The following is a 25,975-nucleotide window of genomic DNA, read 5'->3' on the forward strand; positions in this document are numbered from 1 at the left end:
CGCGTCACGTCGGAATCACCGGAAGTAGCACGTGCGACGGATGCTTCGGATCGTGATAGATGCGATGAAGAACCGGCGTGCTCCTGCACAAATGGTAGGGGATGTATTCGACGTTTGTTGCGCCGAGTACGCCGCTTCCCAGATCAAGGCAGGCGATCTCAATGCAGATCCGATGACCACGTCGAAATAAATTCGCAGTCGACAGAAGCTCGATGTTGTATTCGCTGATCTCGCCCGGCACGACCGGCCGTTGCGCTTCACGCGTCAGCCGATGCCAGGGCTTCCACGGCTTCGACCGGCTCGGATCAAGCGCGCGATGCGACGCCTTCAGCCAGCCTCGCGTCAATTCGCGCGACGGCAAATCGGCGCGTATCTCGCGCTCGCCTTCCCGCGCCGTTCGGACGTGCGGGTCGGGGCCGACATCTCTCAGGCTGATGATCCAGTTGGTGTCGTCCTGATCGATCGAGGCAAACAGATTGAGTACGCTAGGCCCGGCGATCAACACATCATGCGGCAACGGATCCGAAAGGAATCTGAGCTTCTCGATCCGGTTCGTCTGGGTCGGCGGCATCTGAACGAAGAGATCCGGCGGAATATAGTCGTCGACGCTCGACGACTTGAACGGTTCGGCCGTCAGGCGCTCCCAACTGTTGAGATACAGCTTCGTCCATTGTGTCTCGGGAAGTGGCCAATCCTGTCCGCTCCGCCACTCGTTCGCTCCGCTCACGAAGTAGCGGACGGGAGGCTCTTCCATTACGCCAGTATCAACGTCGCGAAGCCAATGATCATACCAACGGAGCATATCACCGCGGAGCGCGCGCAACGGCCTATCGAGATGGGCTGGCCCATTCAGGGTCAGTCGCTTCGGCGCCTTGATCTTCTGGAAGTAGGTTTGGGCACCGCAAAGGTGCGTCTTGTAGGTGTAGCCGTACCACGCAGCACCGGTATGCGTCGGAACGTTGATCTTCTCGAAGTCGTCCTCGGCTTTCTTGACGACATCCTCTGAGTCATACGGATCGATCAGCGTGTCAAAGAATCGCGGAAAGGTCTGTCCCTTCTGCACGAGCACGTTGTGTATGAACGGATACATCTTGTAGTCGGGATTCTGGAGCGCGAGCCGCCAGTTCTCTTCGCGTTCGGGCGAAAGCGGACCTGGCGCGCCGCGAGCGGTGTGCATCGTACTGACGTGATCGCCGACGTATCGGAAGGAATGGATCAGGCCGCCCGGATATTCCTCGCGAAAACCTCCCAGCACGCCATATGCCCCGCGAGGATCATACGGGAAGATGGCTTTCAAATGAGGCGGCTGTTGGCGGGCGGCATGATACTGCTCGGACGCGAAGGCTCCGATTCCGATCATGCCAACGTTGCCGTCGGCGCACCAAGGTTGCTTCGCGATCCATTCGATCAGATCGAAGCTGTCCCATTCCCTCGAGCCACCGTCGCCGGATTTCAGCCAGCCCCGCGGCTGCGCCACGACGTGGATGTAGCCACGCGTGACGAAATACTCGGTGTCTCCGGCTTCCATGTGCCCCATCCAGAGCGACGACCAGGACGGTTGAGGAGGAAACGTCTTGGGATACTCATCACCCTGGAATTCCTTTGAATGAACTCCAAAAGCCAGCAGTACAGGAAACGGGCCAGGCGCGTCGGGCCGATAAATGTCCACCGCCAAATTGACGCCGTCGCGCATCGCGACCTGCACGTCCTTGTCGCAGACCAGCGCCTTGAAGTCCGCGGGACGATCGTAGTCACTCGGCGGCTGATTGCCGGAAGGAAACATCTTTTCGGGGGCCGTCATTGCCTATGCCTCAGTTTCTTGGTGCAGGGAGCGCGAACTCCCCGACGGGTCATCTTTTTTCGCGCAGCGAGACTGGTGGCGCCTGAGGCGCCACCAGCGCTGCATGCTCATCCGTTGTAGACGATTTGCTCACCGGTGATCGGCACGTTTGGATCGTTCGAGTGCTCGCAGATGACGTGAGCGATCTTGAACTTGCTGCCAGCCGTGGCTTTCTGGAACTGGGACCCGACGAGCGGCGTCGTCGCAATCACGTTCGGCATGGGTCCCGTGTTGAAGTCGACGACGCCAACGGTGGTCGTTGCCTTCAGCGTGCTGATCGCCTTCGCCAGGGCGGCCTTGTCGAGCGGATTTCCAGCTGATCTCACCGCCTCCAGGCCGGCGTCGAAGACCGCCATGCTGCTGCCAAGCTGCATGGTCACCTGCTTGCTTGACGCCTTCTCGTACCCGTCCGCCATCTGCTGCGACGTCAATTTGGTGACAGGGGACGTGTACGGGAACGCCGGATTCCAGGGCGCCACGTTCGATACGTTGATCCCCAACGCACCGAGCGCCTCGATCTCGACTGGCGAGCCCGCCGCTTTGGCCGCTTCCATGATCTTGGTGGTCTTGGTCAGTCCCTGCTGGGCCGCCTGACGCAAGAAGGTCGCAAAGTCCGGCGGCAGTACGAGCGCGTTGATGATTTCGCAGCGCTCTCGCTTGAACAGCGCAATCTGCGCCGAATAGTCCGTGGTTCCGTCTTCAAACGGACCCGGATCGATGACGGTGAAGCCGGCCTTGGTAAAAGCCTCGGGCAGAAATCCCCGCACGGCGTTTCCATCCGCATCATTCGGATACATGACACCGACTTTCATGTTTGTCGGGATCATCTTCCAACGGCTGATGTAAGCTCCGGAGAACTGAGCACCGCCGAAGCTGAAGTGATACGTCCACTTGAAAGGAGACGGCTGGCCAGGCTTTGCGCCGCGCCCGAAGTACCAGGCTTCCCAAGGCATCACGGTCGACAGACACGGAACGCCAGCTGCTTCGCAGGCATCGGCGACGGGATTGACCACCTCGGGCGTCGAGGTCACCAGCATCAGGTCAACTTTCTCGTTCGAGATCAGCCCCTTTGCCAGTTGAGCCGCACGCGCCGGATCCGACTGGGAATCGCGATCGATAATCTCGACCCGATATGTCTTGTCACCGACCTTCCATCCCGATGCGAGCGCCTTCCGGCATTCGTCGAGGACATAGCCGTCGCACTGACCGAAAAAGCCCAGATTGCCTGTACGCGGGCTTACGAAGCCAATGCGGATCACGGCTTCGGAATCTGCGGCCCAGGCTCTCCGCACGCCAACGGCCGGCAGCATCGCAGCACCGGCCGACGCGCCGACCAAGAGGCTGCGCCGCGAGATTCCGGAGCTGCGGATTGAGTTATTCTGACGTGATCGTTCTGACATGGACGTTTCTCCCCTCCTGACAATTTTGGTTCTTCGGCTTTCTGTCTCACGGCTTCATGATGATCTTTCCGAGCCCTCCTCCACTGTCGAGCAGAGCGTGGGCGCTTCGCACATCGGACAGCGCAAATCTCGCCGCGACGACTGGCTTGATCTCGCCCCGGGCAAGCGCCCCAATCATCTCAGTCATCAGTGCACGCCTACCGTCCCGGTCATCGTCATAGATGTGAAACGAGAAGCACCGCACGGACGGACACACGCCCATGTGACCTCGCATGGCGCGGATCAGGTTCTCCTCGGGCAGGCCGGCAAACGCGTTGTAGGTAACAAGCGTGCCCCATTTGCCCAGGACGCCCAGATAGCTCGTGAACTCGGGTCCGCTGACATGATCCAGAACGAGCCCAACACCCCGCTCACCCGCGAGCCCTTTCGTGCGGGCTACGACGTCTTCGCGGCGATAGAAGATGACGTGATCGGCGCCGTTCGACCGCGCGAACGCCGCTTTCTCGTCGGTGCTTACCGTACCGATCACGGTCATGCCGGCACGTTTGCCAAGCTGCACGAGTGCGGTCCCGACGCCACCGGCTGCCCCGACGACAAGCAGGGTCTTGGGTGCTCTCGGATGCAGGCATTCCTGCAACAGCGCATGCGCCGCCTGGTAGTTTGTAAGACACACGGCGGTCTCGACATCGACATCTTCCGGAAGAACATGCACGGCGTCCGCAGGCACCACGACGTATTCCGCGTAGCATCCTCCGCGCATGCTGAGGTCTCGCGCGGTTAGCAGCACCTTCGTCCCGACAGAGACTTCGGTTACCCCAGCGCCGACCGCAGTGATCCTACCGGCAAGCTCGTTGCCGGGGTTTGCAGGAAGTGGTGGCATCCATTTGTAGACGCCAGTCCGAATGAGCACGTCGGGATGACCGACACCGTAGGCCTCTGCACGGATCTGGACCTGCCCCGGTCCCGGCGACGGAATTGGTGCATCGACATAGTCCAGGCTTTCCGGCCCGCCTGGCTTATGAACAAGGACCTGTTTCATCATTCGCGCCATCCGCACTCAGTTCTGCTTCACGAGCGGGCACCCGCCGTCGGCCAACGGACGGAACGCCTCGTCGCCGGGAACGGTCGCAATGACGTTGTAGAGATCCCACTCGCCCTTCGATTCGTTCGGCTTCTTGACTTCGTACAGATACATGTCGTGGACCATTCGGCCGTCGATGCGGATGTGGCCGTTCCTGGCAAAGAAGTCGTTGATCGGAGTTGCTCGCATCTTCTCCATCACCTTCGTCGCCTCGTCAGAACCGGTCGCCTCGATCGCCTTGAGGTAATGCATGGTCGCGGAATAGAGCCCTGCCTGCATCATGGTCGGCATGTGACCGACCTTCTCGAAGAACCGCTTCGAGAAGGCGCGCGTGCCGTCATCCGTGTCCCAGTAGAAGCCACCCGACACGATGAGCCCCTGCGCGGCCTTGACCCCGAGAGCGTGGGTGTCGTTGATCTCTTGCAACAGCGCGATGATCTTCTGCCCACCTTGCGTAATGCCGAATTCGACCGCCTGCTTCAGAGAGTTCGTGGTATCGGAGCCGCCATTCGCGAGCCCAATTACCTTAGCTTTTGACGCTTGCGCCTGAAGCAGGAAGGACGAGAAGTCTGGCGTATTGAGCGGGTGCCGCACGGCTCCGAGCACCTTGCCCCCGCTCGACTTCACGACGTTGGCGGTGTCACGCTCAAGCGCTTGCCCAAATGCGTAGTCCGCCGTGACAAAAAACCACGTGTCTTCCCCACGCGCCACCATCGCCTTTCCTGCGACGTTTGCGGCGGCATAGGTATCGAACGTCCAGTGCACCGTGTTCGGAGAGCAGGCCACACCGGTGATGTCAGAACTGCCTCCGCCGGAGTTGATATGAATCCTGTTCTTCTCACGCGTTAAGGCCGAGATCGGTAGCGCGACCGATGAGGTTGGGACGTCGAAGATCGAATCCACCTTCTCGTTGTCATACCAATTGCGCGCGATGTTCATGCCGACATCGGGCTTGTTGAGGTGATCGGCCGAGATGACTTCGATCGGCCTTCCCGCCACCTTCCCACCGTAGTCGCCGACGGCCATCTGGACCGCGACCAGTGAGCCCTTGCCGGTGGAGTCGGAATAGACGCCCGACATGTCCGTCAAGACGCCGATCTTGACCACGTCGTCGGAAATCTGCGCGTGCGCGGCAGCGATCTGGGTAGCCAAAGCTAAACCGGTCAATGCCGCGGCGGCGAACGTTCGCATGAAGTGTTTCTCCCTCGATATTCCCGATGTCGGTTTCAGTTCGACCAGCGACCGACACTCGTCAGCACCGCGACCTCGAGTCAGTCCGCGAGACGGATCGTCCCAGGACCGATTTTCGAAAACTAATTATATTTACGAAATCATTGCAAGCGCTGTTTTTGCCAGTCGCAAAATCCGTACGGACATTCGCTTATTGATCGCGCGACAGCGCCTTCCGCGGCTGAGCAGTCACGCCCATCCGTAGCGATATTCGAGTAGACTGCATTTGGTGAGGCCGATCAGCGCGACTGCCGGTGCTCACCTTCTCTCTCTCGTCGGTCGTCCTGATCAGACACGGCGAGCGCCATTTGGCATCTGCTTAAGCCCGAAATGATAGTTGAGATGAAAGTACTCCTTGTCCGTCGCGCGGCCGTCCTGGGCCTTGCCGGGCGGACATCGCTCGAATGTACGGATCAAGCTGTCTTTCACGCCGAATACCACGTCGGAGTCGAGATACTTGTCGCCGGCCACGAAAACGTGCGTCACGAGCTGCTCGAAGCCAGGAGCAGAAATCATGAAATGCACGTGGGCCGGACGCCAGGGATGCCGCCCCTGCGCTTCCAGCATGTCCCCGACCGGGCCGTCGTGAGGGATCGGATAAGGCGCCGGCTTGATGGACCAGAAGTGAAAGCGCCCCTTGTCGTCAGCCCGGAAGCGCGCGCGCATGGCGAGGTCGCCGATCTTGTCGAGCTGTTGAACGTCATAATAGCCGTCGTCGTCAGAGTGCCAGACATCCACCACGGCACCTGGAAGCGGCCGGCCGTCGACGGTCGCGACCGAGCCGGTGACAAGGAGAGGATCGCCCTCCATGATCCCCGAGATGTCGTCGCCATTCTGCTTCTCGGGCGCCGCTTGAACGAAGAACGGGCCCAGGACCGTCGTCTCGGTTGCGCCTTCCGAGGTCGGATGGTTGATTGCGTCAACCAGCATGGAGACGCCAAGCGTATCCGACAACAGAATGAACTCCTGCCGCTTGTCGTCGCACATATGGCCGGTCCGGGTCAGAAATTCGATACCGAATTCCCACTCCTTCTGTGTCGGGCGGATTTCACGCACGAAGGCGTGCAGATGGCGGACCAGCGCCTCGCTCACCTGTTTGATCCGGGGATCGGACGCACCTTTGATGCGCTCCAATACGGCATCCGTGATGGTGTTCTCGTTGAAGTTACGCATGAGACCTCCGTCAACTCTGCTCTCGCACGAAATTAACCGGTCAGATGCCGGCTTGCTTGATTGGATAATCGACTTGAAAGCGGCCTATGCGCAGGTCACCGAGTGCCTCGCGCACCCGCAGATGCTCGGGATGGGTCGCATACGCCTGGAGCGCGGTGCTGTCCCGAAACTCAGAAAACAGGACGACGTCGCAGGCATAGTCGACATCGCTGACATCAACGCCGACTTCAATATGGGTGAGCCCGTCGATAAGCCCCCTTAGACCCTCGAACAGGGTTTTGACTTTGGTCCGCGCGGCAGTCCGCTCGTCAGCGGTTTCGCCGCGCAGCCGCCACATCACGATGTGCCTGATTGCGCCCGACATACTCGTTTTCCTTCCCATTGTTGTATGCAGGCATGGCCTGCAACTTCACGCGATATCCGACTGGGAACAGCGATAGACCCCAGCGATTGGCTACGAAGCCCCAAATTCCCTGTGGGGCGACCATCATGACCAAGATGGCCAAGCCACCGAGCACGATGAGGTAGATGGAGCCGAAGTCCGCCAAGAATTGCCGCAGGACGAAGTAGAGCAGTGTCCCGATGATCGGCCCCTCGATCGTTCCGATACCCCCAATGACCACCATGAAGATGACGAAGGCAGTCCAGTCGGTCACACTGAACGCAGCGTTAGGTGCAATTCGCAATTTCTGCATAAAGACGAGAGCGCCGACCATCGCGGTCGCGGCGGCGACAGCGACATAGACCAGCAGCTTCACGCGCGTGATGGACACACCGAGGCTAGACGACGCAACTTCGCTGTCGCGGATCGCAGTGAGGGCCAGTCCGATTCGGGAGCGAAGCAGGAGATAGACGATCGTAATCGAGCCGGTACCGAGTAAAAGCGCAGCCCAATAGATCAGGGCCTCCCGCTCAGCTTTGGTGCTCGCCATCTCCCTCATCACCGTAATCGGCAGACTGAGCCCGGATCCTCCGCCCAGCGACGACATTTGTGCGAACCCCAGACGAAACACCTCGGCAACGACCCAGGTACCGATCGCGAAATAGGCGCCGTTCAGCCGAAAGACGAGCACGGCCACCAGCGCAGATATCGGCGCGGCGACGAGAGCCGCGATCGGGATTGCATAAAGCGGGTTCCATCCAAGAGAGATGCAGATCGTGAACAGCATGTAGCCGCCGAAGCCGACATAGGCCTGCTGTCCGATCGAGACGAGCCCCGTGAAGCCAGCGAGCAAATTCCAGAGACTTGCGAGAGCAAGATACACCATGATCTCGCCGAGCAAGCGCAGGCTGGCTGTCGATCCCCAATAGGGAGCGGCGGCAAGCACCATCACGAGCACAATGGCACTAGCGAGAGCGAAACGGCTTGCCGCCGTTGCGCGGGTCACCTCTTGCATCACCGCGCCCCCCTTGGAAACAGGCCCTCAGGCCTGATGGCGAGGATGACGAGGAATGCGATGTGTCCGGCCAGCAGTTGCCATCCCGGATCGATCTGCGCACCGATCGCCTGCGCGACACCTAGGATGACACCGCCGACCAGCGTACCCCACAGATTTCCAAGGCCGCCGATGATCACCGCCTCGAAACCGAAGATCAGTCGGCTGGGCCCCATGAAGGGATCGAAGTTCGATCGGGTCGCCAGGAACACGCCGGCGATCGCGACCACGGCGAGGCAGAGTGCCATGGCAAGACCGTAGACCTTGCGGTTGTCCAGACCCATCAGCTGCGACGTCTCCGGATCGTCGGACACTGCGCGAAAGGACCGACCAATCTCGGTCCGGTAGAACACGAACTGGAGACCGGCAACGACGACGACCGCCGTCAAAAATGTCAGGAGCGGCAGGTATCCGATGTCGATCCCGCGGGCCAAGGGGAAGCTTCCTGTTTCGATCGGGCCTGCAGCGAGTCTGCGGCTATCGGCGCTATAGACCTCGAGCAGCCCGTTTTGAACGATGATCGACAGCCCGAACGTAACGAGCAGCGGTGGCAGGATATCCTTGCCGAGCGTCCGGTTGAGGATGGCGGTCTGCAGCAGATAGCCAACAAGGCTCGCGATCGGGATGACGATCAGCAGGCTGACGAGCGGATGCAGACCGGACAATTGTATGATCGTGAAGGCGAGATAGGCGCACGCGATGATCATATCGCCATGCGCAATGTTCACGATACGCATCACGCCGAAGATGAGCGACAGCCCTGTGGCGAACAGAGCAAACAGCCCGCCGACGAGCACGCCCTGCACGATGCCGTTGACCCAATCCATCGTTCAGGTCCCGAAATAGGCTGCAGTGACTTGATCGCGACTAAAGTCGGCAGGCTTTCCCTCCAGCGAGACGCGGCCTTCGAGAATGCACATGAACCGGCTTGCCACACGAAGCGCGCGTGTCACGTCCTGCTCGACCAGGATTGCCGAGAGCCCGTTCTGGACGATCTTCGGCAACAGATCGTAGATGTCCTTGATGACGAGCGGCGCGAGGCCGAGGCTCAACTCATCGATCAACAGCAGTTCCGGGTTCGACATCAATGCGCGGCCTATTGCGACCATCTGCTGCTGGCCACCAGACAGCAGGGTTGCCGGCACGTTCCGCTTGTCTTTCAGTACCGGAAACAACTCGTAGATCGCATCGAGGCTCCAGTTTCCGGACCGCCGCACCTTGCCGCCGAGCCGGAGATTTTCCTCGACCGAGAGCGACGTGAACAGCTTTCGTCCCTCGGGGACCAAGGCGATCCCCTCCGCCACGATTTCGAAGGCATGGCGTCGCACAATGCTCCGCCCCTGGAACTTGATCTCGCCCCGCTTGTTCGCGACCAGACCGGCAATCGACTTGAGCAAGGTGCTCTTTCCAGCACCGTTTGCACCGATCAGCGCGAGCATCTCACCTCGCTTCAATGCCAGCGACAGCAAAAACAGGGCTTGCGCATCGCCATAGAAAGCATCGAGATCCCTGATTTCCAGCAGGACGTCAGACATTGACGTCCTCCCCGAGGTAGATGGACTTCACCTCCCGGCTCTTCATCACGTCATCCGGCTTGCCGTCGGCGATCAGCCTTCCGAAATTCATGACGACCAGCCGTTCGGCAACCGACAGCAAGGCGTGAACGACGTGTTCGATCCAGACGATCGTGACACCTGCCGAATGGACGTCGCGGATAGCCGAGAGAAGCTCGTGACATTCGCGCTCCGTCAGGCCGCCGGCGATTTCGTCCAGCAAGAGAAGGCGAGGTTCAGTCGCCAGCGCGCGGGCCATCTCCAGGCGCTTTCGATCAAGCAAGGGAAGCGATCCGGCCAGAAGATTGGCCTTTTGCTTCAGCCCGGCGACGTCGAGCGCTCGAAGAGCATACTCGAAGCGGTCATCGCCCGACCGGCCGAAAGTTGCCCCAACCAGCACGTTCTCAAAGACCGACATGCCGGCGAACGGATGCGGCACCTGGAACGATCGCGAGATGCCGAGCCTGCAACGCTCGGCGACGCCCGTCCCGGCGACGTTTGTGCCGTTGAACAGGATTTCGCCCGCGTCTGAGCGGATGGTCCCCGCGATCAGGTTGAAGAGCGTAGTCTTCCCTGCCCCATTCGGACCGAGAATACCGATGATCTCCCCTTCGTTCACGTCGAAAGAGAGGTCATCGGTGACGACCAGCGCACCAAATCGCTTGCAGAGATTTTTGATCGAAAGCAGCGCCATCGACGATGATCCGGCGGGCTCTTCGCCCGCCGCCCATTGTTTGCAGGATTAACCGATTAACTTGAGCTTGCCGCCCACAGGGATCTGGGGCGCCTCGCCGTTGTAGGTGATGATCAGCTCGCTACGGCCGTTGATCTTCTGCCACTGACCACCGACGAGCGGGGTGCGAACGACATTTTTGACGGGTTGCCCCTTCCAGGCGATCGGACCGACCACAGTATTGAGGTTGGTCTTGACGATGGCGTCGAGCACCGCGTTAGAGTCCGAGAGGTCGGCCGTCCGCTTGATCACGTCAGCGGCCACTTCGAACAGAGCGTGGTTAAAGCCGATCGGCTGTGTCCATTGCTTGCCGCTGGCCGTGGTAAATCCGTCGGCAATGACCTTGGCCGACTCTCCGGTGAGGCTCGACGTGAACGGATGGCTGGGCGACCACCAGATTTCGGTCGTCAGACCGTCGCCGCGATCGCCGAGAGATTCGATCACGGACGGGAAAAGAAGTGCCTTGCCGATCGTGACGACCTTCGGCTTGAAGCCCTGCTGTGCTGCTTGCGACCAGAACGTGGCGAAATCCGGCGGGATCATGTTGCCGGTCACGATCTCGCATCCGGCCTCCTTGAAGGCCGTGATCTGGGCCGTGAAATCGTTGTTTATGACCTGATAGCGACCGGGGTCGACAATCGAATAGCCGGCAGCCGCGAGCGGCTTAGCAAAGCCGCGCTCCTTATCTCCCCAGGCGTTGCCATCGGCATCGTTAGGAAAGAGCCCACCAATCTTTCCAGGCTTCAATCCGGTCTGCTTCCAAACGCCGAGATAGTTCGCAATCACGTCCTCGAGGCCCCAGAAGAAGTGATACGTCCACTTGAAGCCCTTGGCGGGATCGCCATTGCGGCCAAAGAAATAGGGCTGCCAGGGAGAAATCGAGGTAACGCACGGCACCTCACTCAGCTCGGCCTGATCGGCTACCGGATTGGTATTGTCAGGCGCCCCGGTCGCGAGCAGCAGATTGACCTTGTCCTTCTCGATCAGCTCGGTTGCAACTTCGGCCGCACGGTTCGAGCTCGACTGAGAGTCCTTCGCGACGATCGTGACGTCGACCGGCTTGCCGTTGCTCTTAATTCCGGCAAGGGCCTTTCTCACTCCACTCAGGATGTAGCCGTCCGCCTCTGCGAAGCCTGCGAGCGGACCGGTTTGCGGCGAAACGTATCCGATCTTGAAGACCGGCGTCTGCGCCGATGCCTGAGTGACTTTGAACAGCGCCGGCATGGCCAGGAGTGCCGACGCCCCTTTGATGACTTTACGTCGATTGATTCCGGTCCGTTTTGTCATTTTTCCCTCCCTACGCATTTTTCAGTTTTTGTTTCCTTCACCAGAAGTGAAGGCCTTCCAGATCAGCCGAATTGGCGGCGCTGAACACCTTCCGCAGCGCCCGGAAGCGACGCGCGCCGTAGAGCAGCGCGTCCTGTCCGGAATACGTGGAGACGCCCACCACCTCGCCTATGAAGATGGAGTGGGAAAATTGATCGAGATCGCTGACGAGTTTGCAATCAAACGACGCAGATGCTCCGTTCAGCACGGGGCTACCGGTCGCAAGGGTCGACCAGGCGCCGAGGGAGAACTTGTCGAAGTCCTTTCCGAGCATGCCTGCGAAGCCCTTGGCGATCTGCTCCTGTTCCTCGGTGAGCACATTGACGCAAAACACGCCGGCAGCTGCGATCTTGTCCTGCGTCATGCCGGTCTTGTTGACGCAAACCAGAAGGCGCGGCGGCGAAGCGCATACCGAGCTGACGGCCGTTGCCGTGAGTCCGAAGTCACGTCCGCCATACGACGTCGTGATCACGCAGACCGACGAGACGTGCTGTCCCATCGCCTGGACGAAGTGCTGACTGGCCACCGGCTGCAACTCGCGGACGTCGACTGCGGGATGCTGCAAGGGCATGGTTGTTTCCTTCAGATCACAGGGGTGCCGGGATCGAGGCCCAGCAAGATCTTGCCGTAGATTTCCGCACCGGAGTCATAGAGCAGGAAGCCGTGCATGCAGGTTGCCTGAAGATTACGCGCTGCCCGCTGAATCGGGCTCCTCAGAGAAAGGCCCGAAGCGCCGCCGATCGTGAGGAGATCAAAGATCGCGTCACGGCAAAGCTTTGGCACGAGCGCAATGTCCATGCGGATGCGGCCGCGGACACTCATCGGCATCTTCTCGCCGCGCTTCGCGTATTCGTCGATGTCGTCGGCAATGCGATAGAGCACGAGCTCGGCAGCGTGGATCTTCGAGGCGGCTTCGCCGAGGACGCGCTGAAGCGGTTGCCATTCGTGCGAAATGTGGGCCGTATACATGACCTTCTTGCCCGGCACGACTTTCAGGAATTCCTCCAGCGCAGCCCTCGCAACGCCAGTCGCTCCGCTGGCAATGCAGAGGCCCAGAACTGGCCCCGCCTGCGACTTGAACACGTTCGGCGCGTTCGGATCGGTGTAGGGCGTCGTCTGGTTTTCCAGCAGCGCGGTCAATGACAGGAAGCGATGCGATGGAATTGCAAGGTTGGTGCATTTGACTGAGCAACTTCCTGTGCCCTGCAGGCCAGCAACGAACCAGTCGTCCAGCACTTCAAGTTCGCGCTTGGGGACAAGCAGGTCGCCTTCGTCAAGTTTGTTTCCCTGGTCGTCGAAAATCTCGCTGCCGAGGAGCAGCCAGTCCGCCGCAGCGTTGCCGGACGCGAACGGCCAGAATCCGCTCATAACATAGCTGCCATCAGCCTTACGGGTCGCCCTGCCGCGCGGCCCGATCACGGCCGCAACGGCCTGCTCGCCGGTATCGCCGTAGACATCACGCTGCGCTTGCTCGTTGAAGTGACCAAGCATCCAGCTGTGCGCCTGATAGACGCCGAGCACCCAGGCCGTCGCGTTACAGCCTTGCGCAATTGTGGAGATGACGTCGACATGCGCGCGCATGCTGAGCTCTTGTCCACCGCACACCGCAGCCTGGATCGTCTGCAGCAGACCGCTCTTCTTGAGGAGCTCGATGTTTTCGGCGGGCACCTTTCGCATCTCCTCGGCGAGAAGTGCGCGTGTGCGTAATTCGGGAAGCAGACCTTCGGCAATGCGCTTTACGTCAGCCTCGGCCATTCGCGCAGGCGAGTGCATGTTCATGATCGTCCTCCCAAAGACATATGTTTAAAATGAATGTCATTCAGTTTTGAACATGTGTCAATCATGATTCTTGCTCTTAATCGTCTGAAATTCGAATTCGAACGTTGCTCGAAATTGACTTTCGAGGGGAATACCGCCATATTCCTTTGAGTCTAAAGGAGATTTTTCTTGGACTTGCTGAGGGAAAAGCCAAAGGGGCGCGTCGCCCAGCGCCAGCTTCGCAATCGCGAAGCGCTGGTGGATGCGGGCTACCGCGTCATGTCGGAAAAGGGCATTGATGCCGCGACGATGCAGGAGATCGCCGATTTCGCCGACGTCGGAGCCGGCACCGTCTACAACTATTTCAAATCGAAGGACGAACTTGCCATCGCCGTGATGGAGCGCGTCATGCACAACCTTGCGCTTCGTATCGAGGCGGTCACCGACACGTTCTCCGACCCGGCGCAGGTCTATGCCTTCGGCGTTCGCACGGTCATGGAAGCGGCGACAGGCGACATCCGCTGGAAGCAGCTGCTCAATCGTGCAGAGGTCATTGCGGACGCAATGTTTCGTTGCATGGGCCCCTTTGCAATTCGCGACCTCGAGAACGCCACGAAAGCAGGAAGGTTCAAGGTCGCTGACGGGCCACTCACGTGGAAGATGGCGACCTACTCTATCGTCGGCGTCAGTCTTGCGGTGACCCACGGCGATCTTCCGCCGTCGGTGATCCAGGAGACTGTCGTACGGCTGCTGTGCGCGACCGGAATTGGAGAAGCGGAAGCCATCGAACTCGCCGCGCGTCCTCGTCCGGCTTTGCCGAAAGAGCGCCCACCTGCGCGCCGTACTGGTGCGTGACTTCCGGCCAGTTGGCGTCCTTAGACGAAACGAATTGTCCCGGAAGTCGCCGCGAGCAGCGGTGCCAGAGCAGTTTGTGAGTTGCTCCGGCATGTGGGTCACCGCTTCAATATGTGATAGCTGAGCTCGCCGGGATCGGTGAGATCAGGCGCTTTCCAGCCATCGAGGTCGTATTCGGCCATGCAATCCTCGGCAAAGTCTTTGAAGGGGACGGCCAGCTCTAGTTGTTGCCGGCGGTGATTCCGCGCTCCCGAATGATGGTCCCAAACCGCCTGGAGTCATCGCGCGCCCGTTCGCCGAACGCTTCGGACGACATGGACGCGGGGATATTTCCGACCGCCATGATGCGCTCTTGCAATGCGTCAGTTGCGAGCGCCCGGTTCACCTCTGTGTTCAGGCGCGTGACGATATCGCGTGGTATTCCCGCCGGCGCGTAAATGCCGAAGACCGCGTCCGCATCGAAGCCGGCAAGGCCGAGCTCCTCCAACGTCGGCACATTGGGCAGTTGAGGCGCACGTTGTGGGCTGCCGATGGCAATGGCGCGCAGCCTGCCGGCTTTTACATGCTCGATGGCGATGCCGGGGTCGAACAGGAAGTCGATCTGGCCGGCAAGCAAATCATTGAGCGCAGGCGCTGCGCCACGATAGGGCACGTGAACGGCATCCGTGCCGGTCATCTTCTTGAGCAGTTCGGTCGCAAGATGCGGCGAGCTGCCGACACCGGGCGAACCGAAGTTGCGCTTGCCCGGATTGGCCTTCAGGTCGGCGATGAATGCGCCAAAATCCTGCGCCGGATTGTCGGCGCGGACGACGAGATAGAACGGGACGCGCGCGACGGCGGCGACGGGGACGATATCCTTCGCCGGGTCGAAAGGCATGGTGGCATAGATGTGCGGATTGATCGCGACCATGCTGCCCGACGACATCAGCAGGGTGTAGCCATCCGGTGTGGACCGGGCCACTGCTTCGCCGCCGAGATTTCCATTGGCGCCGGCCTTGTTCTCGACGATCACCGGCTGGTCAAAACTCTCGCCGAGCGACTGGCCGATCAAACGTGCAAGCAGGTCGGCCGCGCCTCCCGGCGGAAAGTTGACGACGAGGCGCACCGGGCGAGTTGGCCAGGGCGGTGTCTGCGCCAACGCGGTCGACATCAAGCTCGCTGCAAATGCGAGCGCGATAACAATGCCCCTCATGATTTCTCTCCCTCGTTTGCTTTTGGAAGGTTCCTGGCTCCCTATCTGTCGCCGGGATTGCCGTGTCGCATGACCGCCGCGCCCTCAGCCGGCGAGGAAGTCGCCAATCGCCGTGACGCAGGTCGGATCCTCCTGCATCGCGAAATGCCCGACATCGCGCACGATATGGATGCGCGCGTGCGCCATCTCTTTCGCCCAGAGCTCGGCCTGGCCGACCAGCGCGATCCTGTCCTTGTCACCCCAGATGATGAGCGTCTCGTTGGGAATCCGGCTCAACCACCTCCGGAGATTTGGATGTCCCATGCCATGAGCCTTGCGAATGTTGCCGAGCGCTTCGCCCTCCTTCGCTCTCGCAGCAATGAATTGCTCCGCGGGAGGAGCAAGTGAACCTCCGGGAAAGTATCTGGCGGCAATCTCGCTGCGATGAGCCAGGTACAGCGGGACATCCTGGGGCGCGAGCTTGCTGACGTCGGTACTGGGATAATCAGGGTGGTTGAGGCCGGCAGGCGCATTGAGCACCAGACGGTTGAAGCGTTCACCGGCGACGGCAGCCATTTCCGCCGCCATCCATCCGCCCATCGAGTGTCCGACGAGGTGCGGCCGGTCCAGGTCGAGCGCTGCGATGAGCCGCAGATAGTGAACGACCATGTCCTGCATGCCACAGACATGAGGCGCAGGCCCGCTTTCACCGAAGCCGGGGTGAAACGGCAGATAGACCCGGAACCTGTCAGCCAGACCGCGGGCCCATTCATGTCCCTCGATTGTTGCCGCGCCGTGGAGTGACAACACGGCGGGACCATGCCCGATGACTTTGATCACCGTATCGACGCCGTCGATATCGCGCCTGATCGTTTCCAACGTCACGTTGATGTCCTCGCCGGTCAAGCGATCTGCGCACGGCGCATCTGCGGAATGACTTCCTCGCTGAATAGGGTCAGCAACTCGCGGCGCTGCGGCGAGGCCGCCCTTCCCAGCATTGCGAGCAGATGACCCGCGCCGGTCCTGCGGCACTGCTCGATGATCTGTTCGGCGACCTGTGACGGTGTGCCCGCGATATAGTCGTCGTCATGCAACGAAAACCCGGCGCCGGCTTTCGGAACATCGAGCAACAAGGACGACCGCTCGACGACGCGCGGATCGCCGGCCACAACTTTCCGGGTGATCGCCTTTGCAGCCTCCGATTCCGCCCGAGCCGCAGCGGCATCGCGTGAAATCGAGATGTTGCGCCGGATGGCGAGTTGATCGGGGCTCGCCGGCAATCCCAGCCGGGCGCACTCGTTTCGATATGCGTCGAATATTTCCGAGACGCGTGCAACGGACTCGAAGCCGGTACAGATTTTGGATCTTCTTTGCGCGGACTTCTGCGCCGAGCCGGTGCTGACAACCGTCGTCCATTTCGGCGGCGACGGCTGCCGGAAGACGCCCGGCATCAGGGTCAGGTTTTCGAGCTTCCAATACTTTCCGCTGTGGTTAACGACGGGGTTCACCAAAGCCGCATCGATGATGTCGAGGGCCTCGTTGAATCGCTCGCGCGCCACTTCCACGCTCAAGCCGATCCGCGCAAGCTCCTGTGGTACGCCTGCCGCGAAGCCGATCTCGAGGCGCCCGCCGGTCAGGTGGTCGAGCATCGCCAGCTCTTCGAACAGGCGCCACGGCTCGTAGAAGGGAACGACGTTGCCCATGGTCCCGAGACGGAGCCGGTTCGTTTGACGAGCGATTGCCGAGATCAGGAGATTGGGAGACGGGCTCAAGGAGAGGCCGAAATGATGCTCGCTGAAGAAAATTCCCTCGAATCCCAACCGCTCGGCCTCGAGCCAAAACGCGTAGCTTTCGTTGAACGCAGCGCTCACGGCATCGGGCAACGACGTCCCCTCGCCTGGTGCCGGCGCCTGCATGAACTCGAATATCCACGGCTTGATCAAGGTTGTTCCTCCCGCGCGCGAGCCTTGTTGGCTGGCTACTTCTTGAGAGGCATTCTCAATGGGATTTTGAGATTTGAAAAATCGATTGTATTAATCTGTGATATTCACCATTTGGATGTCATCCCATGCGGTTCGAGGGACTTGACCTCAACCTTCTGATCGCGCTCGATGCGATCCTTGAAGAGCGCAGCGTCATGGCGGCCAGCCGGCGCCTTCATCTCAGCCAGCCGGCCATGAGCGCCGCCATTGGACGACTGCGTCAGTATTTCAACGACGAGATCTTCACGATCTCACAGCGCAAGCTGGTGCCGACGCCTTTGGCGCAATCGCTGGAGAAGCCAACGCGGGAAATCCTGCTGCGAATTCGTTCCAATTTGATCTCGCCTCCGAAATTTGATCCGGCGAATTCAGAGCGGCGGTTTCGACTAGTCGTATCCGATTATGCGAGCATCGTGTTGATGCATGCCGTGATGAAGCACGTCTATCGTATTGCCCCCCGCATTTGCTTAGAAATTCTTCCGTTCAGCGACCGAGTGGATGACCAACTACAGCGCGGCGAGGTCGATTTCGTGGTTATTCCTGATATAAGCCTGATCGAAGGACACCCGAGCCAACCTCTGTTTTCCGACGATTTTTGCTGCGTCGCCTGGACTGGAAATCAACAGATCGGGCGCTCTATCTCGCTCAGCCGCTATCTTCGGCTTGGACACGTCGCGGCTCAGCTCAGGCCCATTCGCGGGCCCTCCTTCGACGAGCGCGCACTCGTCCAACTGGGCTACAGGCGTAGGATCGAGGTCATTGCACCAAACTTCACGGCGATGGCCGCGATGGTGATCGGGACAGAGCGCATCGCCACGATGCACCGCCGGCTCGCAACGATCTTCGCACGAAGCTTTCCGCTGAAACTGTTGCGCGCACCGGTGCCTATACCCGCGTTTCGCGAAGCCCTGCAATGGCCGGCGTCGTTTCACATGGATCCTGCGGTGGTGTGGCTACGCGAGATCATCGTCAATGTTGCATCCGAAATCGATCGAACGCCGGCGGCACAAATGAGAATTTTATAGAAAGTCTTGCGGAGCATCCAGTAATTCTCAGTTCTCCGCAGACCACGACGTCTCTTGAAGGCATGATAATTAAGCAAGCCAAGAGACGCCTACGCGATCGACGATGACAGCTATATCATCGTCTCCGGCGGCCGTGGCCGAACGCTGAGAGCGCACAGCGCCATTGCGGTGTGTCTAGAGAGACGCTGCAAGTTCGCTCGCACAGCCGCCGAAGGGAATTTTGTACTTCATTCGATTCGAGACAAGCCATCTGCTCCTTCTCGCAGCGTGATCCACATCGGCAATCCAATCCTATGCGTTGGACCGGCGCGCACCAATAAGAACGAAGATTAGCGTTGCTGGCTTCGTGCCCGGATTTCGCCAGGCATGCCGCGTGCCGTTCTGGACCACAACGTCGCCTGCCTTGAGTGCGACCGTTTCTCCATCGTCCAGTTCGAGCGAGATCTCCCCTTCCAGGAGGATGCCATAGTCGACGCTGTCGGTGGTGTGCATACCCGGGCTTTCGGGCTCGAACCGCTCGGCAAGCCCCGGTAGACGAGACATGTACTCGGCACCGGCGGCGGCGGGATCGAAGTCGGACGACATCATCACAGAGTCCGGGGGAAAGGTGACCTTCATCAGGCGCGTCTCGCCGACGTCGGGCAGCACGCTATTGCGGCCCTCGGCGACATTGCCTCCATCCCAGGGAACTGATGGTTTCGGGGCCGTGCCCCAAAGCAAGGTGGTATCGAACCCCGGCACCGATGCGAAAGGCCTTGCGGGAATCTATTGCTCCGATCCGACGGAAGATTTCCCATTGCGGTGTGAGGTAACAATCAGGCGCGTCATGTGATTTCCCCTCCCTATTCGTGGACGATCACGACATTGCTGAAGCCGCCGGTCCTGCGATCGACCGCTTCGAGTGCCTTCGAGATGTCCTTGAGCGGGTAGCGCTCGTGCTCGAAGACGGAGAGATCCAAGGTTCCGGCCGCCGCCATCTCGACCATGTCCTGGCCTTCCGCGACGTCGAACCAGAGCGAGCCGATCACGCTGATCTGGAAGCACATCAGCCTGAACATCTCCAACGGCAGGGGCTCGGCCATCCCGCCGATGTCTACCATCCGTCCGCCACGTCTCAACGCGTTGATGCCCGCGAGCGACGTGGAGCTGGGAGCGCCCGGCCCCACGGCGTCGATGAATATGTCGGCTCCCAAGCCGTCGGTGTGCTCGCGCACCCACTCATCCAGCGGGCGGTCGCCGGCCGACAGCACATGGATCCGCGAGGGCGCGATTGCGCGCAAGCGTTCGAGCAGCTTCTTGTCCCGCGCTACGCCGAAGATCTTTGTGACGCCCATTCCCAACGCAAGAACGACCGCTCCTAGCCCGAGCGTGCCGGTCGCACCGCTGACGATGACGCTCGTTCCTGCGCGAGCGTCCGCCTTGCGCAGCGCGGAGTAGGCTGTTCCCAGATATCCGAGGCGGGCGGCGGCCTCATACGACACCGACGAGGGAAGCTTTACCAGCGACGAAGCCGGCGCCGTCATGTATTCGGCGAACCCCGCGTAAGGATAGTCGACGAAGACTTCGCTCGAGCGCGGACCGAAGCCGAAATAGCCGAGGAACGTATAGGCGTCGCAGTTGATGGGTTGCCCGCAGCGGCAAGCGTGGCAAGACCCACAGGACGTGCCGGGATTGACGTACACCCGGTCTCCGACCTTGACGGATTTCACCTGAGTGCCGACCTCGACGACCTCTCCGGATGCGTCCAAACCGTAGATGGCCGGCAATGGCGGAAGCGGAAGGAAGGGAAACCACTCAGCATAGTGCGCCATGACATTCTTCATGTTCGGGATGATGCCGCACGCTCTCACTTTAACCAGAACGTCGTTAGGGCGCGGTTTCGGAACTGCTATCTCATCGATCGAAAAGGTAGTGCCGATTTGATGTAGCCGAGCGGCTTTCATTGTGGCCATGTGGTCTCCTTCCTTGATGGTCTGTGACGGTTGCTAGAACACAATGGGCGTCGCGCTCCGACAGCGTGGTCGTCGCCTGGATCGTCGTTCTTATTGCGAAGTTCGAGCGCGCTGTCGGCTGTGCCGATAGCTTCCCTCGTCAACCGGTTTCAGTTTTACTGTTGGTCATCGTTTCCTCCATGCGCTCTGCGGCGCTTTTGTTTTTGTTGCTATGACTATCGAACGACGCAGTCGGGGCCACAACGGATTCACGCAATCTGTTCACGCTGCGAACACGCCGAAACGTCGGCTAGTAGGTCGCTCGCCCGCCCGAGAGATCGAACACGGCCCCCGTGCTGAACGAGCACTCCTCGCTCGCCAGCCAGCAGACGAGCGACGTCGCCTCTTCGATCGCGCCGAACCGCCCGAGCGGAATTTTGGACAGCATGAACTCGATGTGTTCGGCAGTCATTTGATCGAAGAGCGGCGTCTTTATCGCCGCCGGCGTAATGCAGTTGACGCGGATATCCGTCGAGGCCGTTTCCTTGCCTAGCGATTTGGTAAGCGCGATCACGGCCGCCTTGGACGCGCTGTAGGCCGATGCGTTCGGATTGCCTTCCTTGCCGGCCACGGAGGCGACGTTGACGATGCGGCCGTAGCCGCGCTTCTCCATCACGCGCACCGCGGCGCGGTTGCAGTAGAAGGCGCCATTGACGTTGATGTCGAAGACTTTGCGCCAGTCACTTCCCGCATAATCCTTCACGCCCGCGTTTGGCCCCGTTATGCCGGCGCTGGCGACCAGAATGTCGAGCCGGCCGCCCAGGTCGCCGATGCTGCCGTGCATGGCCGCATCGACCGCGTCCTCCGACGCGATGTCGACGGCTTGAGTATGCGCGGCGCCAATCTCCGTCGCCGCGGCGTCGAGGGCAGAGCCGTTCAGGTCCCACATGGAGACGCGGGCGCCCTCGGCGGTCAGGCGACGTGCCACGTCGCGGCCGATGCCGGACGCCGCACCGGTGACGACGGCGGTCCGTCCTTGGAACCTTCCGCTATAGACGGTCACGGCCGCGCCCCCGCCGCAGGAGACCACTCGCGCGTCCGCTGGCGTTGCGTGCCGAGCCCCTCGATGCCGAGCGTCATGACGTCGCCTGCCTTGAGGTAGATCGCCGCGGGCTTCTTGCCCATACCCACACCCGGCGGCGTGCCGGTCGCGATGACGTCACCCGGCATCAAGGTCATAAAGCGGCTGACGTAGCTGACGATCTCGGCGCAGTCGAAGATCATCGTCCGCGTGTTGCCCGCCTGCATGCGCTGCCCGTTGACGTCGAGCCAGACCTCCAACGCCTGCGGGTCGGCGATCTCGTCCGTCGTCACCAACCACGGACCGACGGGCCCGAAGCTGTCGCAGCTCTTCCCCTTGTCCCACGTGCCGCCGCGTTCCATTTGGTACTCGCGCTCGCTGACGTCGTTCACGATGCAGTAGCCGGCGACGTGAGCCAGCGCGTCGCCGCGCTCGACGTAGGAGGCGTGGGCACCGATCACGATCCCGAGCTCCACTTCCCAATCCGACTTCTTCGAACCCTTCGGCAGGATGACGTCGTCGTTCGGGCCGCTGAGCGAGGTGATCGCCTTCTGGAACACGATGGGCTCGGACGGCAGCGGAAGATTCGCCTCGGCCGCGTGATCGGCGTAGTTCAAGCCGATCGCGATGAACTTGCCGACGCCCGCGACCGGTACGCCCAGACGCGGCTCGCCGGCGACGAGCGGCAGGGTGGATGGAGCGATCGCAGCGATCTTTTGCAGCGCTGAACACGACAGGTTGGCGGGGGTGAGGTCGGTCACGACGTTCGAGAGATCGCGCAAGCGCCCCTGATCGTCGATGAGTCCCGGCTTTTCGGCGCCGAGATTGCCGAAGCGGACAAGCTTCATTGAGTGCTCCTTCTTTTGTTACGCGAAATGCGCCGAAACAGTTCCGAGAGCGCTGATGCTGGCCTCGAACTCGTCTCCCGAGTTCACCGCCACCATCGGACCGAGCGCACCCGACAGCACGACGTCACCGGCGCGCAGCGGGCGTCCACGCCGCCCAAGCTCGCCGGCGAGCCAAGCGACTGCATTCAGCGGATTGTCGAGACACGCTGAGCCCTTGCCTTGCGAAACGACTTCTCCTCGCCGCGTCATTCGCATGGTGATCTCAGAGAGATCGAGCCCTTCGAGTCTCCGTTTTTCCTTTCCGATCACGAACAAGGCTGACGACGCGTTGTCGGCGATCGTGTCGACGATGGAGATGTCCCAGTTCTTGATGCGGCTGCCGACAATCTCGAGGGCCGGCATGACGAAGGCGGTAGCGCGGATGATGTCGTCGGGAGTGGGATCGGTCGCGTCGATGTCGCTGGCGATCTCGAAAGCAACTTCCGCTTCGATCCGCGGCTGTAGGACCCTGACGAGCTGGATCCTTTCGTCTTCCGGGACCTGCATATCTGCGAAAAGTATTCCGAAGTCGGGTCGATCGACACCCAACTGCTTCTGAACGGCGGGCGATGTCAGTCCGATCTTGCAGCCGACGATGCGCCGTCCCACCGCCAGCCAGTACGACGTGTTCGCTTCCTGAATATCGTACGCCGTATCGACTTCATGGAAAGCCAATCGAGTACGGATCGGCGCGATGGGCGCGGTAACGTAGGCCGCACGGATGGCGGCGGCGATACCGGCGATGTCTTCCGGGAACTTCGTCATTTCAATTCTTTCCTCGCAGAAAGTCGATGTGGATCCGATTGAACACGTCGGCATCCTCGAACTGAGGCCAGTGGCCGCAGCGGTTCATGACCACGAATTTCGAGCCCGGAATCATGTCCGCGATCTGCTTCCCCTCCTCGGGAGTCGCGGTCGGATCGTGCGAGGTCCACACGACCATGGTCGGCGCCTTGATCGACCGGTATTGGTCGGCGGTGATCATGTTGGGCCGGCGGATTTCCATCTCCTGCAGACACATGATCCGCTTCATCGTGTCGGCGAATCCCGACTGCGCGTAGATCGCGCGGCGCGTCTCGATCAGATCGTCCGATACCATACTCTTGTCGCACATCAGGAATTCAAGGCGCGTCTTGATGCGTTCCCAGGACGGATCGGAGGCGGCTTCGTTGGATAGGGTCTTCAACCGCTCCATCACGTGCGGGTGGGCCGTCCAACCGCCGGCAGTGTTGAGGACGAGCTTCTCGACCGCGGCGGGCGTATGGACGGCGAGATAGGTCGCGACCCATCCGCCGAGTGACTCGCCGCTAATCATCGCTCTGTCGCGCCCGAGAGTCTTCAGGACGGCGAGCACGTGGTCGGCGTAATCCTTAACCTGGTAGTCGATCGGAGGCTTGTCGGTCCAACCGTGTCCGAGCATGTCGATGGCCACGAACCAGAAGCCGGCATCCCCGTGGGGACCGAAGTTACGCGAATAGGCCTCGGCATGCCCCCCGACGCCGTGAAGCGCCAGAACGAGCGGCTTCGAGGGATCACCGGACTCGACGCAGCGGGTCCGGACGCCACCCGCATCGATGAAGTGCTGTCTGAACGAAACGCCCTTCAGGTCGGCCCAGACGCTGGAGAAGTTGGTAGGTCTCTTGTCGCTCATGAGGAATCTCTCTCCTGATTTATCAAGCGAACAGCGCAGTGCCGTTCGGCTTCGAAGGGGGCGGTGCCTTTCCACGCGGGACGGCCGAGAGGTCGGTCAGATCGAGCACTGCGCGGATCGCCGCGCTCAGACGGTCGTAGGCCTCGCCGACGTCTCCGGTGCCTTCCAGGTCGCGCCAGGCGACCACGCCGTCCGGACGGACGAGCAGCACGCCGGTTTCTTCGATCTCGCGGATGCGCTGCCACTCGCAGTAGAGGTCCTGCGCTTCCGGCGAGCCCGTCACGACGACCCGGAGAAATGGTAGATCGAGGCGCTGCGCGGCTTCCTTCCACGCCGCGCCGGCGAGGCCGGTCACGACGGTGAAGAGACCCTTGCCGGTCACGTCGAGGGTCGACACGCGCAAGCCTTCGCGATCGACGAGCCACGCATGCGGAATCTTGGCGCCAGGGCGCGACGTCGGCTGATTGTGAAGGCCGCGATCCCGCCGCCACTCCTCCGGCTTGGCCCCGACGTCTGGAATCACGGCGGAGGATTCGTAACGCTGGTTCATCTCGGTGCCCTGCGCGTTGAATTCCGTCTGCTTCAGATCGAGCGCCGCCTGCGCGGCCTTGCGAGCGGCGACGCCATCCGGTCCCGGGTCGCGGAAGCGCGCGATACCGGCGGCGACCGGATTCTCGGCTCCCGGGACGCGGAAGCACGCGTTGAGTGGGGCGTAGTCGAGTCGGGACTGATTGGCTCGCAGCACGATCTGCTTTCCGACCGGCGCCCTCTCCTGCGAGTAGCTTTCCAGCAGCTTCGGTCCGGCCCAGCCTTTCACCGAGTAGGCGAGCTTCCAACCGAGGTTGTGGCCATCCTGTACGCAGGTGTTGTTTCCCAATCCGCTGGACGGCGGGTGCCGGTGGACCGCATCGCCGCCGCAATGCACCCTGCCTTTCGAATACTGGGTCACGTAGGCCTGGTTCACGTACCAGATCGACGTGCGCGCGATGTCGATGTCGACGGACGGATCGCCGATCAGCACCTTGATCTTCGGAATGATCGCTTCCGGCGAGAGGTCCGGCTCGCCCTTGCTGATGTCGAAGCCCCAACCGGCGATCCACTGGGTCCACGGATGGACGGCCCGCAGCAGTCCCATTCCGATCTCGCCGAAGCTCGCATCCGACGTCACGATCCAGTTCAGGATGCTCGGCCGGTGCTTGCTGTATTTGGTCAGGTCACAGTTGAAGACGGTGTAGACGGTACCGGCGCGCGCCATTTGGCCTTCGATCGGCAGGCCCAGATGGTCCACCACCATCGAGCGCGCGCCGTCCGCGCCGACCATGTACCGCGCACGGACAGTGAACTCTCGCCCGTCAAGGCGATCGCGCAGCGTGGCCGTTACGCCGTCCGCATCCTGCTCATGACGGATGTACTCGGTGTTGAACGCGAAGGTCGCGCCTTTCTCGGCCGCCTTCTGGAACAGTATTGGCTCAAGCAGCGGCTGGATGATGTCGACCATGCCGCATGGACTCGCGCGCAGATAATCGCCGCGGCGGTCGTCGCCGGTCCCCCACGTCCGCATCCGGATCAACTCGGCGCCGGCCAGGCTGGTCGTGAAGGTCGTGTCGCCCATGAGCTCCCAGGGGCTCGCGTACCGGGCCACGTCTTCCGCGATCCCGAGATCGCGGAAGACCTCGTTGGCGCGCTGGTTCGTAATGTGGGCGCGCGGGCTGTCGGCCATCCAGTTGCCGCGCGACACGATGTGACTGCGAACGCCGCAATTGGCGAGCGCCAGGGCGGTCGTCGAGCCTGTGGGGCCGGCGCCGATGATGAGCACGTCCGTTTCGTATGCCATTTGCCTGCTCCGCGATGCTTCCGCATTC

25 protein-coding genes are annotated in these 25,975 nt (G+C 61.0%); 2 read left to right on the top strand and 23 right to left on the bottom strand.

Annotated elements, in window-relative coordinates:
• Positions 1 to 4: 4 nt before the first annotated feature.
• The 13 genes from YUU_RS0100405 to YUU_RS0100465 all read right to left on the bottom strand — a co-directional run bounded on the left by YUU_RS0100405 (position 5) and on the right by YUU_RS0100465 (position 13,551).
• The gene (locus YUU_RS0100405; protein WP_027520569.1) at positions 5 to 1,801 is read right to left on the bottom strand and encodes a CocE/NonD family hydrolase; all 1,797 of its coding nucleotides are present in this window, start codon (positions 1,799 to 1,801) and stop codon (positions 5 to 7) included.
• A gap of 107 nt (positions 1,802 to 1,908) precedes the next feature.
• On the bottom strand, positions 1,909 to 3,240 hold the full coding sequence (locus tag YUU_RS0100410; RefSeq protein WP_035660687.1) for an ABC transporter substrate-binding protein: 1,332 nt from the start codon (positions 3,238 to 3,240) through the stop codon (positions 1,909 to 1,911).
• Between the two features lie 46 nt (positions 3,241 to 3,286).
• The gene (locus YUU_RS0100415; protein ID WP_245287909.1) at positions 3,287 to 4,282 is read right to left on the bottom strand and encodes a zinc-dependent alcohol dehydrogenase family protein; all 996 of its coding nucleotides are present in this window, start codon (positions 4,280 to 4,282) and stop codon (positions 3,287 to 3,289) included.
• A 15-nt stretch (positions 4,283 to 4,297) separates the two neighbouring features.
• The gene (locus tag YUU_RS0100420) at positions 4,298 to 5,512 is read right to left on the bottom strand and encodes an ABC transporter substrate-binding protein (RefSeq protein WP_027520572.1); all 1,215 of its coding nucleotides are present in this window, start codon (positions 5,510 to 5,512) and stop codon (positions 4,298 to 4,300) included.
• 327 nt (positions 5,513 to 5,839) lie between these two features.
• A complete protein-coding gene (locus tag YUU_RS0100425; protein WP_027520573.1) occupies positions 5,840 to 6,724 on the bottom strand; it encodes an intradiol ring-cleavage dioxygenase in 885 nt (294 codons plus the stop codon).
• 40 nt (positions 6,725 to 6,764) lie between these two features.
• Positions 6,765 to 7,088: a Dabb family protein gene (locus tag YUU_RS0100430; protein WP_027520574.1), complete on the bottom strand. Its 324-nt coding sequence runs from the start codon at positions 7,086 to 7,088 to the stop codon at positions 6,765 to 6,767.
• The gene (locus YUU_RS49715; protein ID WP_063621644.1) at positions 7,033 to 8,121 is read right to left on the bottom strand and encodes a branched-chain amino acid ABC transporter permease; all 1,089 of its coding nucleotides are present in this window, start codon (positions 8,119 to 8,121) and stop codon (positions 7,033 to 7,035) included. Before YUU_RS49715 ends, YUU_RS0100430 begins: the two co-directional genes overlap by 56 nt.
• Positions 8,121 to 8,987 carry a branched-chain amino acid ABC transporter permease gene (locus YUU_RS0100440; RefSeq protein ID WP_027520575.1) on the bottom strand — a complete coding sequence of 289 codons (867 nt, stop codon included), beginning with the start codon at positions 8,985 to 8,987 and terminating at the stop codon, positions 8,121 to 8,123. The genes YUU_RS49715 and YUU_RS0100440 overlap by 1 nt, the downstream gene beginning before the upstream one ends.
• Before the next feature lie 3 nt (positions 8,988 to 8,990).
• Positions 8,991 to 9,695 (bottom strand): ABC transporter ATP-binding protein, encoded by a 705-nt coding sequence (locus YUU_RS0100445; RefSeq protein ID WP_027520576.1) that lies wholly within the window; start codon positions 9,693 to 9,695, stop codon positions 8,991 to 8,993.
• Positions 9,688 to 10,407, bottom strand: a complete 720-nt coding sequence (locus tag YUU_RS0100450; RefSeq protein WP_027520577.1) for an ABC transporter ATP-binding protein — start codon at positions 10,405 to 10,407, stop codon at positions 9,688 to 9,690. Before YUU_RS0100450 ends, YUU_RS0100445 begins: the two co-directional genes overlap by 8 nt.
• Before the next feature lie 48 nt (positions 10,408 to 10,455).
• The gene (locus YUU_RS0100455; RefSeq protein ID WP_027520578.1) at positions 10,456 to 11,733 is read right to left on the bottom strand and encodes an ABC transporter substrate-binding protein; all 1,278 of its coding nucleotides are present in this window, start codon (positions 11,731 to 11,733) and stop codon (positions 10,456 to 10,458) included.
• Positions 11,734 to 11,770: 37 nt separating this feature from the next.
• Positions 11,771 to 12,343: a flavin reductase family protein gene (locus tag YUU_RS49720; protein WP_051389547.1), complete on the bottom strand. Its 573-nt coding sequence runs from the start codon at positions 12,341 to 12,343 to the stop codon at positions 11,771 to 11,773.
• An 11-nt stretch (positions 12,344 to 12,354) separates the two neighbouring features.
• Positions 12,355 to 13,551 carry an acyl-CoA dehydrogenase family protein gene (locus YUU_RS0100465; RefSeq protein ID WP_027520579.1) on the bottom strand — a complete coding sequence of 399 codons (1,197 nt, stop codon included), beginning with the start codon at positions 13,549 to 13,551 and terminating at the stop codon, positions 12,355 to 12,357.
• A 168-nt stretch (positions 13,552 to 13,719) separates the two neighbouring features.
• On the opposite strand from YUU_RS0100465, the gene YUU_RS49725 reads away from it, so the two are divergent.
• The gene (locus YUU_RS49725; RefSeq protein ID WP_051389548.1) at positions 13,720 to 14,385 is read left to right on the top strand and encodes a TetR/AcrR family transcriptional regulator; all 666 of its coding nucleotides are present in this window, start codon (positions 13,720 to 13,722) and stop codon (positions 14,383 to 14,385) included.
• A 220-nt stretch (positions 14,386 to 14,605) separates the two neighbouring features.
• Here YUU_RS49725 and YUU_RS0100480 read toward each other — a convergent pair whose 3' ends face one another.
• From YUU_RS0100480 to YUU_RS49730, 3 genes are all read right to left on the bottom strand, one after another.
• A complete protein-coding gene (locus YUU_RS0100480) occupies positions 14,606 to 15,577 on the bottom strand; it encodes a tripartite tricarboxylate transporter substrate binding protein (RefSeq protein WP_027520580.1) in 972 nt (323 codons plus the stop codon).
• Between the two features lie 84 nt (positions 15,578 to 15,661).
• Positions 15,662 to 16,441: an alpha/beta fold hydrolase gene (locus tag YUU_RS0100485; protein ID WP_156944022.1), complete on the bottom strand. Its 780-nt coding sequence runs from the start codon at positions 16,439 to 16,441 to the stop codon at positions 15,662 to 15,664.
• Positions 16,442 to 16,458: 17 nt separating this feature from the next.
• The gene (locus YUU_RS49730; RefSeq protein WP_051389549.1) at positions 16,459 to 17,499 is read right to left on the bottom strand and encodes an LLM class flavin-dependent oxidoreductase; all 1,041 of its coding nucleotides are present in this window, start codon (positions 17,497 to 17,499) and stop codon (positions 16,459 to 16,461) included.
• Positions 17,500 to 17,624: 125 nt separating this feature from the next.
• Between YUU_RS49730 and YUU_RS0100495 the strand changes: the two genes are divergently transcribed.
• The gene (locus YUU_RS0100495; RefSeq protein WP_027520582.1) at positions 17,625 to 18,563 is read left to right on the top strand and encodes a LysR family transcriptional regulator; all 939 of its coding nucleotides are present in this window, start codon (positions 17,625 to 17,627) and stop codon (positions 18,561 to 18,563) included.
• A gap of 291 nt (positions 18,564 to 18,854) precedes the next feature.
• Here YUU_RS0100495 and YUU_RS49735 read toward each other — a convergent pair whose 3' ends face one another.
• From YUU_RS49735 to YUU_RS0100530, 7 genes are all read right to left on the bottom strand, one after another.
• Positions 18,855 to 19,283: a cupin domain-containing protein gene (locus YUU_RS49735; RefSeq protein WP_245287910.1), complete on the bottom strand. Its 429-nt coding sequence runs from the start codon at positions 19,281 to 19,283 to the stop codon at positions 18,855 to 18,857.
• Between the two features lie 122 nt (positions 19,284 to 19,405).
• The gene (locus tag YUU_RS0100505; RefSeq protein WP_027520583.1) at positions 19,406 to 20,515 is read right to left on the bottom strand and encodes an alcohol dehydrogenase catalytic domain-containing protein; all 1,110 of its coding nucleotides are present in this window, start codon (positions 20,513 to 20,515) and stop codon (positions 19,406 to 19,408) included.
• 289 nt (positions 20,516 to 20,804) lie between these two features.
• Positions 20,805 to 21,584, bottom strand: coding sequence for an SDR family NAD(P)-dependent oxidoreductase (locus YUU_RS0100510; RefSeq protein WP_245287912.1), 780 nt, complete (start codon positions 21,582 to 21,584; stop codon positions 20,805 to 20,807).
• Positions 21,554 to 22,423, bottom strand: a complete 870-nt coding sequence (locus YUU_RS49740; protein ID WP_035660690.1) for a fumarylacetoacetate hydrolase family protein — start codon at positions 22,421 to 22,423, stop codon at positions 21,554 to 21,556. Before YUU_RS49740 ends, YUU_RS0100510 begins: the two co-directional genes overlap by 31 nt.
• Before the next feature lie 18 nt (positions 22,424 to 22,441).
• Positions 22,442 to 23,227: a 2-keto-4-pentenoate hydratase gene (locus YUU_RS0100520; RefSeq protein WP_027520585.1), complete on the bottom strand. Its 786-nt coding sequence runs from the start codon at positions 23,225 to 23,227 to the stop codon at positions 22,442 to 22,444.
• A gap of 1 nt (position 23,228) precedes the next feature.
• Positions 23,229 to 24,113 (bottom strand): alpha/beta fold hydrolase, encoded by an 885-nt coding sequence (locus YUU_RS0100525; protein WP_027520586.1) that lies wholly within the window; start codon positions 24,111 to 24,113, stop codon positions 23,229 to 23,231.
• Positions 24,114 to 24,135: 22 nt separating this feature from the next.
• Positions 24,136 to 25,947: an FAD-dependent monooxygenase gene (locus YUU_RS0100530; protein ID WP_027520587.1), complete on the bottom strand. Its 1,812-nt coding sequence runs from the start codon at positions 25,945 to 25,947 to the stop codon at positions 24,136 to 24,138.
• Positions 25,948 to 25,975 lie beyond the last annotated feature (28 nt).

Origin of the sequence: Bradyrhizobium sp. Ec3.3 (assembly GCF_000472925.1) — a bacterium.
Classification (GTDB): Bacteria; Pseudomonadota; Alphaproteobacteria; order Rhizobiales; family Xanthobacteraceae; genus Bradyrhizobium.

Coding starts and splice junctions, on each gene's coding strand:
- YUU_RS49720 (WP_051389547.1), bottom strand. CDS start 12,343: ATGCCCTTGCAGCATCCCGCAGTCGACGTCCGCGAGTTGCAGCCGGTG.
- YUU_RS0100410 (WP_035660687.1), bottom strand. CDS start 3,240: ATGTCAGAACGATCACGTCAGAATAACTCAATCCGCAGCTCCGGAATC.
- YUU_RS0100425 (WP_027520573.1), bottom strand. CDS start 6,724: ATGCGTAACTTCAACGAGAACACCATCACGGATGCCGTATTGGAGCGC.
- YUU_RS0100440 (WP_027520575.1), bottom strand. CDS start 8,987: ATGGATTGGGTCAACGGCATCGTGCAGGGCGTGCTCGTCGGCGGGCTG.
- YUU_RS49740 (WP_035660690.1), bottom strand. CDS start 22,423: ATGAAGCTTGTCCGCTTCGGCAATCTCGGCGCCGAAAAGCCGGGACTC.
- YUU_RS0100430 (WP_027520574.1), bottom strand. CDS start 7,088: ATGTCGGGCGCAATCAGGCACATCGTGATGTGGCGGCTGCGCGGCGAA.
- YUU_RS0100480 (WP_027520580.1), bottom strand. CDS start 15,577: ATGAGGGGCATTGTTATCGCGCTCGCATTTGCAGCGAGCTTGATGTCG.
- YUU_RS0100405 (WP_027520569.1), bottom strand. CDS start 1,801: ATGACGGCCCCCGAAAAGATGTTTCCTTCCGGCAATCAGCCGCCGAGT.
- YUU_RS0100530 (WP_027520587.1), bottom strand. CDS start 25,947: ATGGCATACGAAACGGACGTGCTCATCATCGGCGCCGGCCCCACAGGC.
- YUU_RS49715 (WP_063621644.1), bottom strand. CDS start 8,121: ATGCAAGAGGTGACCCGCGCAACGGCGGCAAGCCGTTTCGCTCTCGCT.
- YUU_RS0100525 (WP_027520586.1), bottom strand. CDS start 24,113: ATGAGCGACAAGAGACCTACCAACTTCTCCAGCGTCTGGGCCGACCTG.
- YUU_RS0100520 (WP_027520585.1), bottom strand. CDS start 23,227: ATGACGAAGTTCCCGGAAGACATCGCCGGTATCGCCGCCGCCATCCGT.
- YUU_RS0100450 (WP_027520577.1), bottom strand. CDS start 10,407: ATGGCGCTGCTTTCGATCAAAAATCTCTGCAAGCGATTTGGTGCGCTG.
- YUU_RS0100495 (WP_027520582.1), top strand. CDS start 17,625: ATGCGGTTCGAGGGACTTGACCTCAACCTTCTGATCGCGCTCGATGCG.
- YUU_RS0100420 (WP_027520572.1), bottom strand. CDS start 5,512: ATGCGAACGTTCGCCGCCGCGGCATTGACCGGTTTAGCTTTGGCTACC.
- YUU_RS0100445 (WP_027520576.1), bottom strand. CDS start 9,695: ATGTCTGACGTCCTGCTGGAAATCAGGGATCTCGATGCTTTCTATGGC.
- YUU_RS0100415 (WP_245287909.1), bottom strand. CDS start 4,282: ATGATGAAACAGGTCCTTGTTCATAAGCCAGGCGGGCCGGAAAGCCTG.
- YUU_RS0100465 (WP_027520579.1), bottom strand. CDS start 13,551: ATGAACATGCACTCGCCTGCGCGAATGGCCGAGGCTGACGTAAAGCGC.
- YUU_RS0100455 (WP_027520578.1), bottom strand. CDS start 11,733: ATGACAAAACGGACCGGAATCAATCGACGTAAAGTCATCAAAGGGGCG.
- YUU_RS0100505 (WP_027520583.1), bottom strand. CDS start 20,515: ATGGCCACAATGAAAGCCGCTCGGCTACATCAAATCGGCACTACCTTT.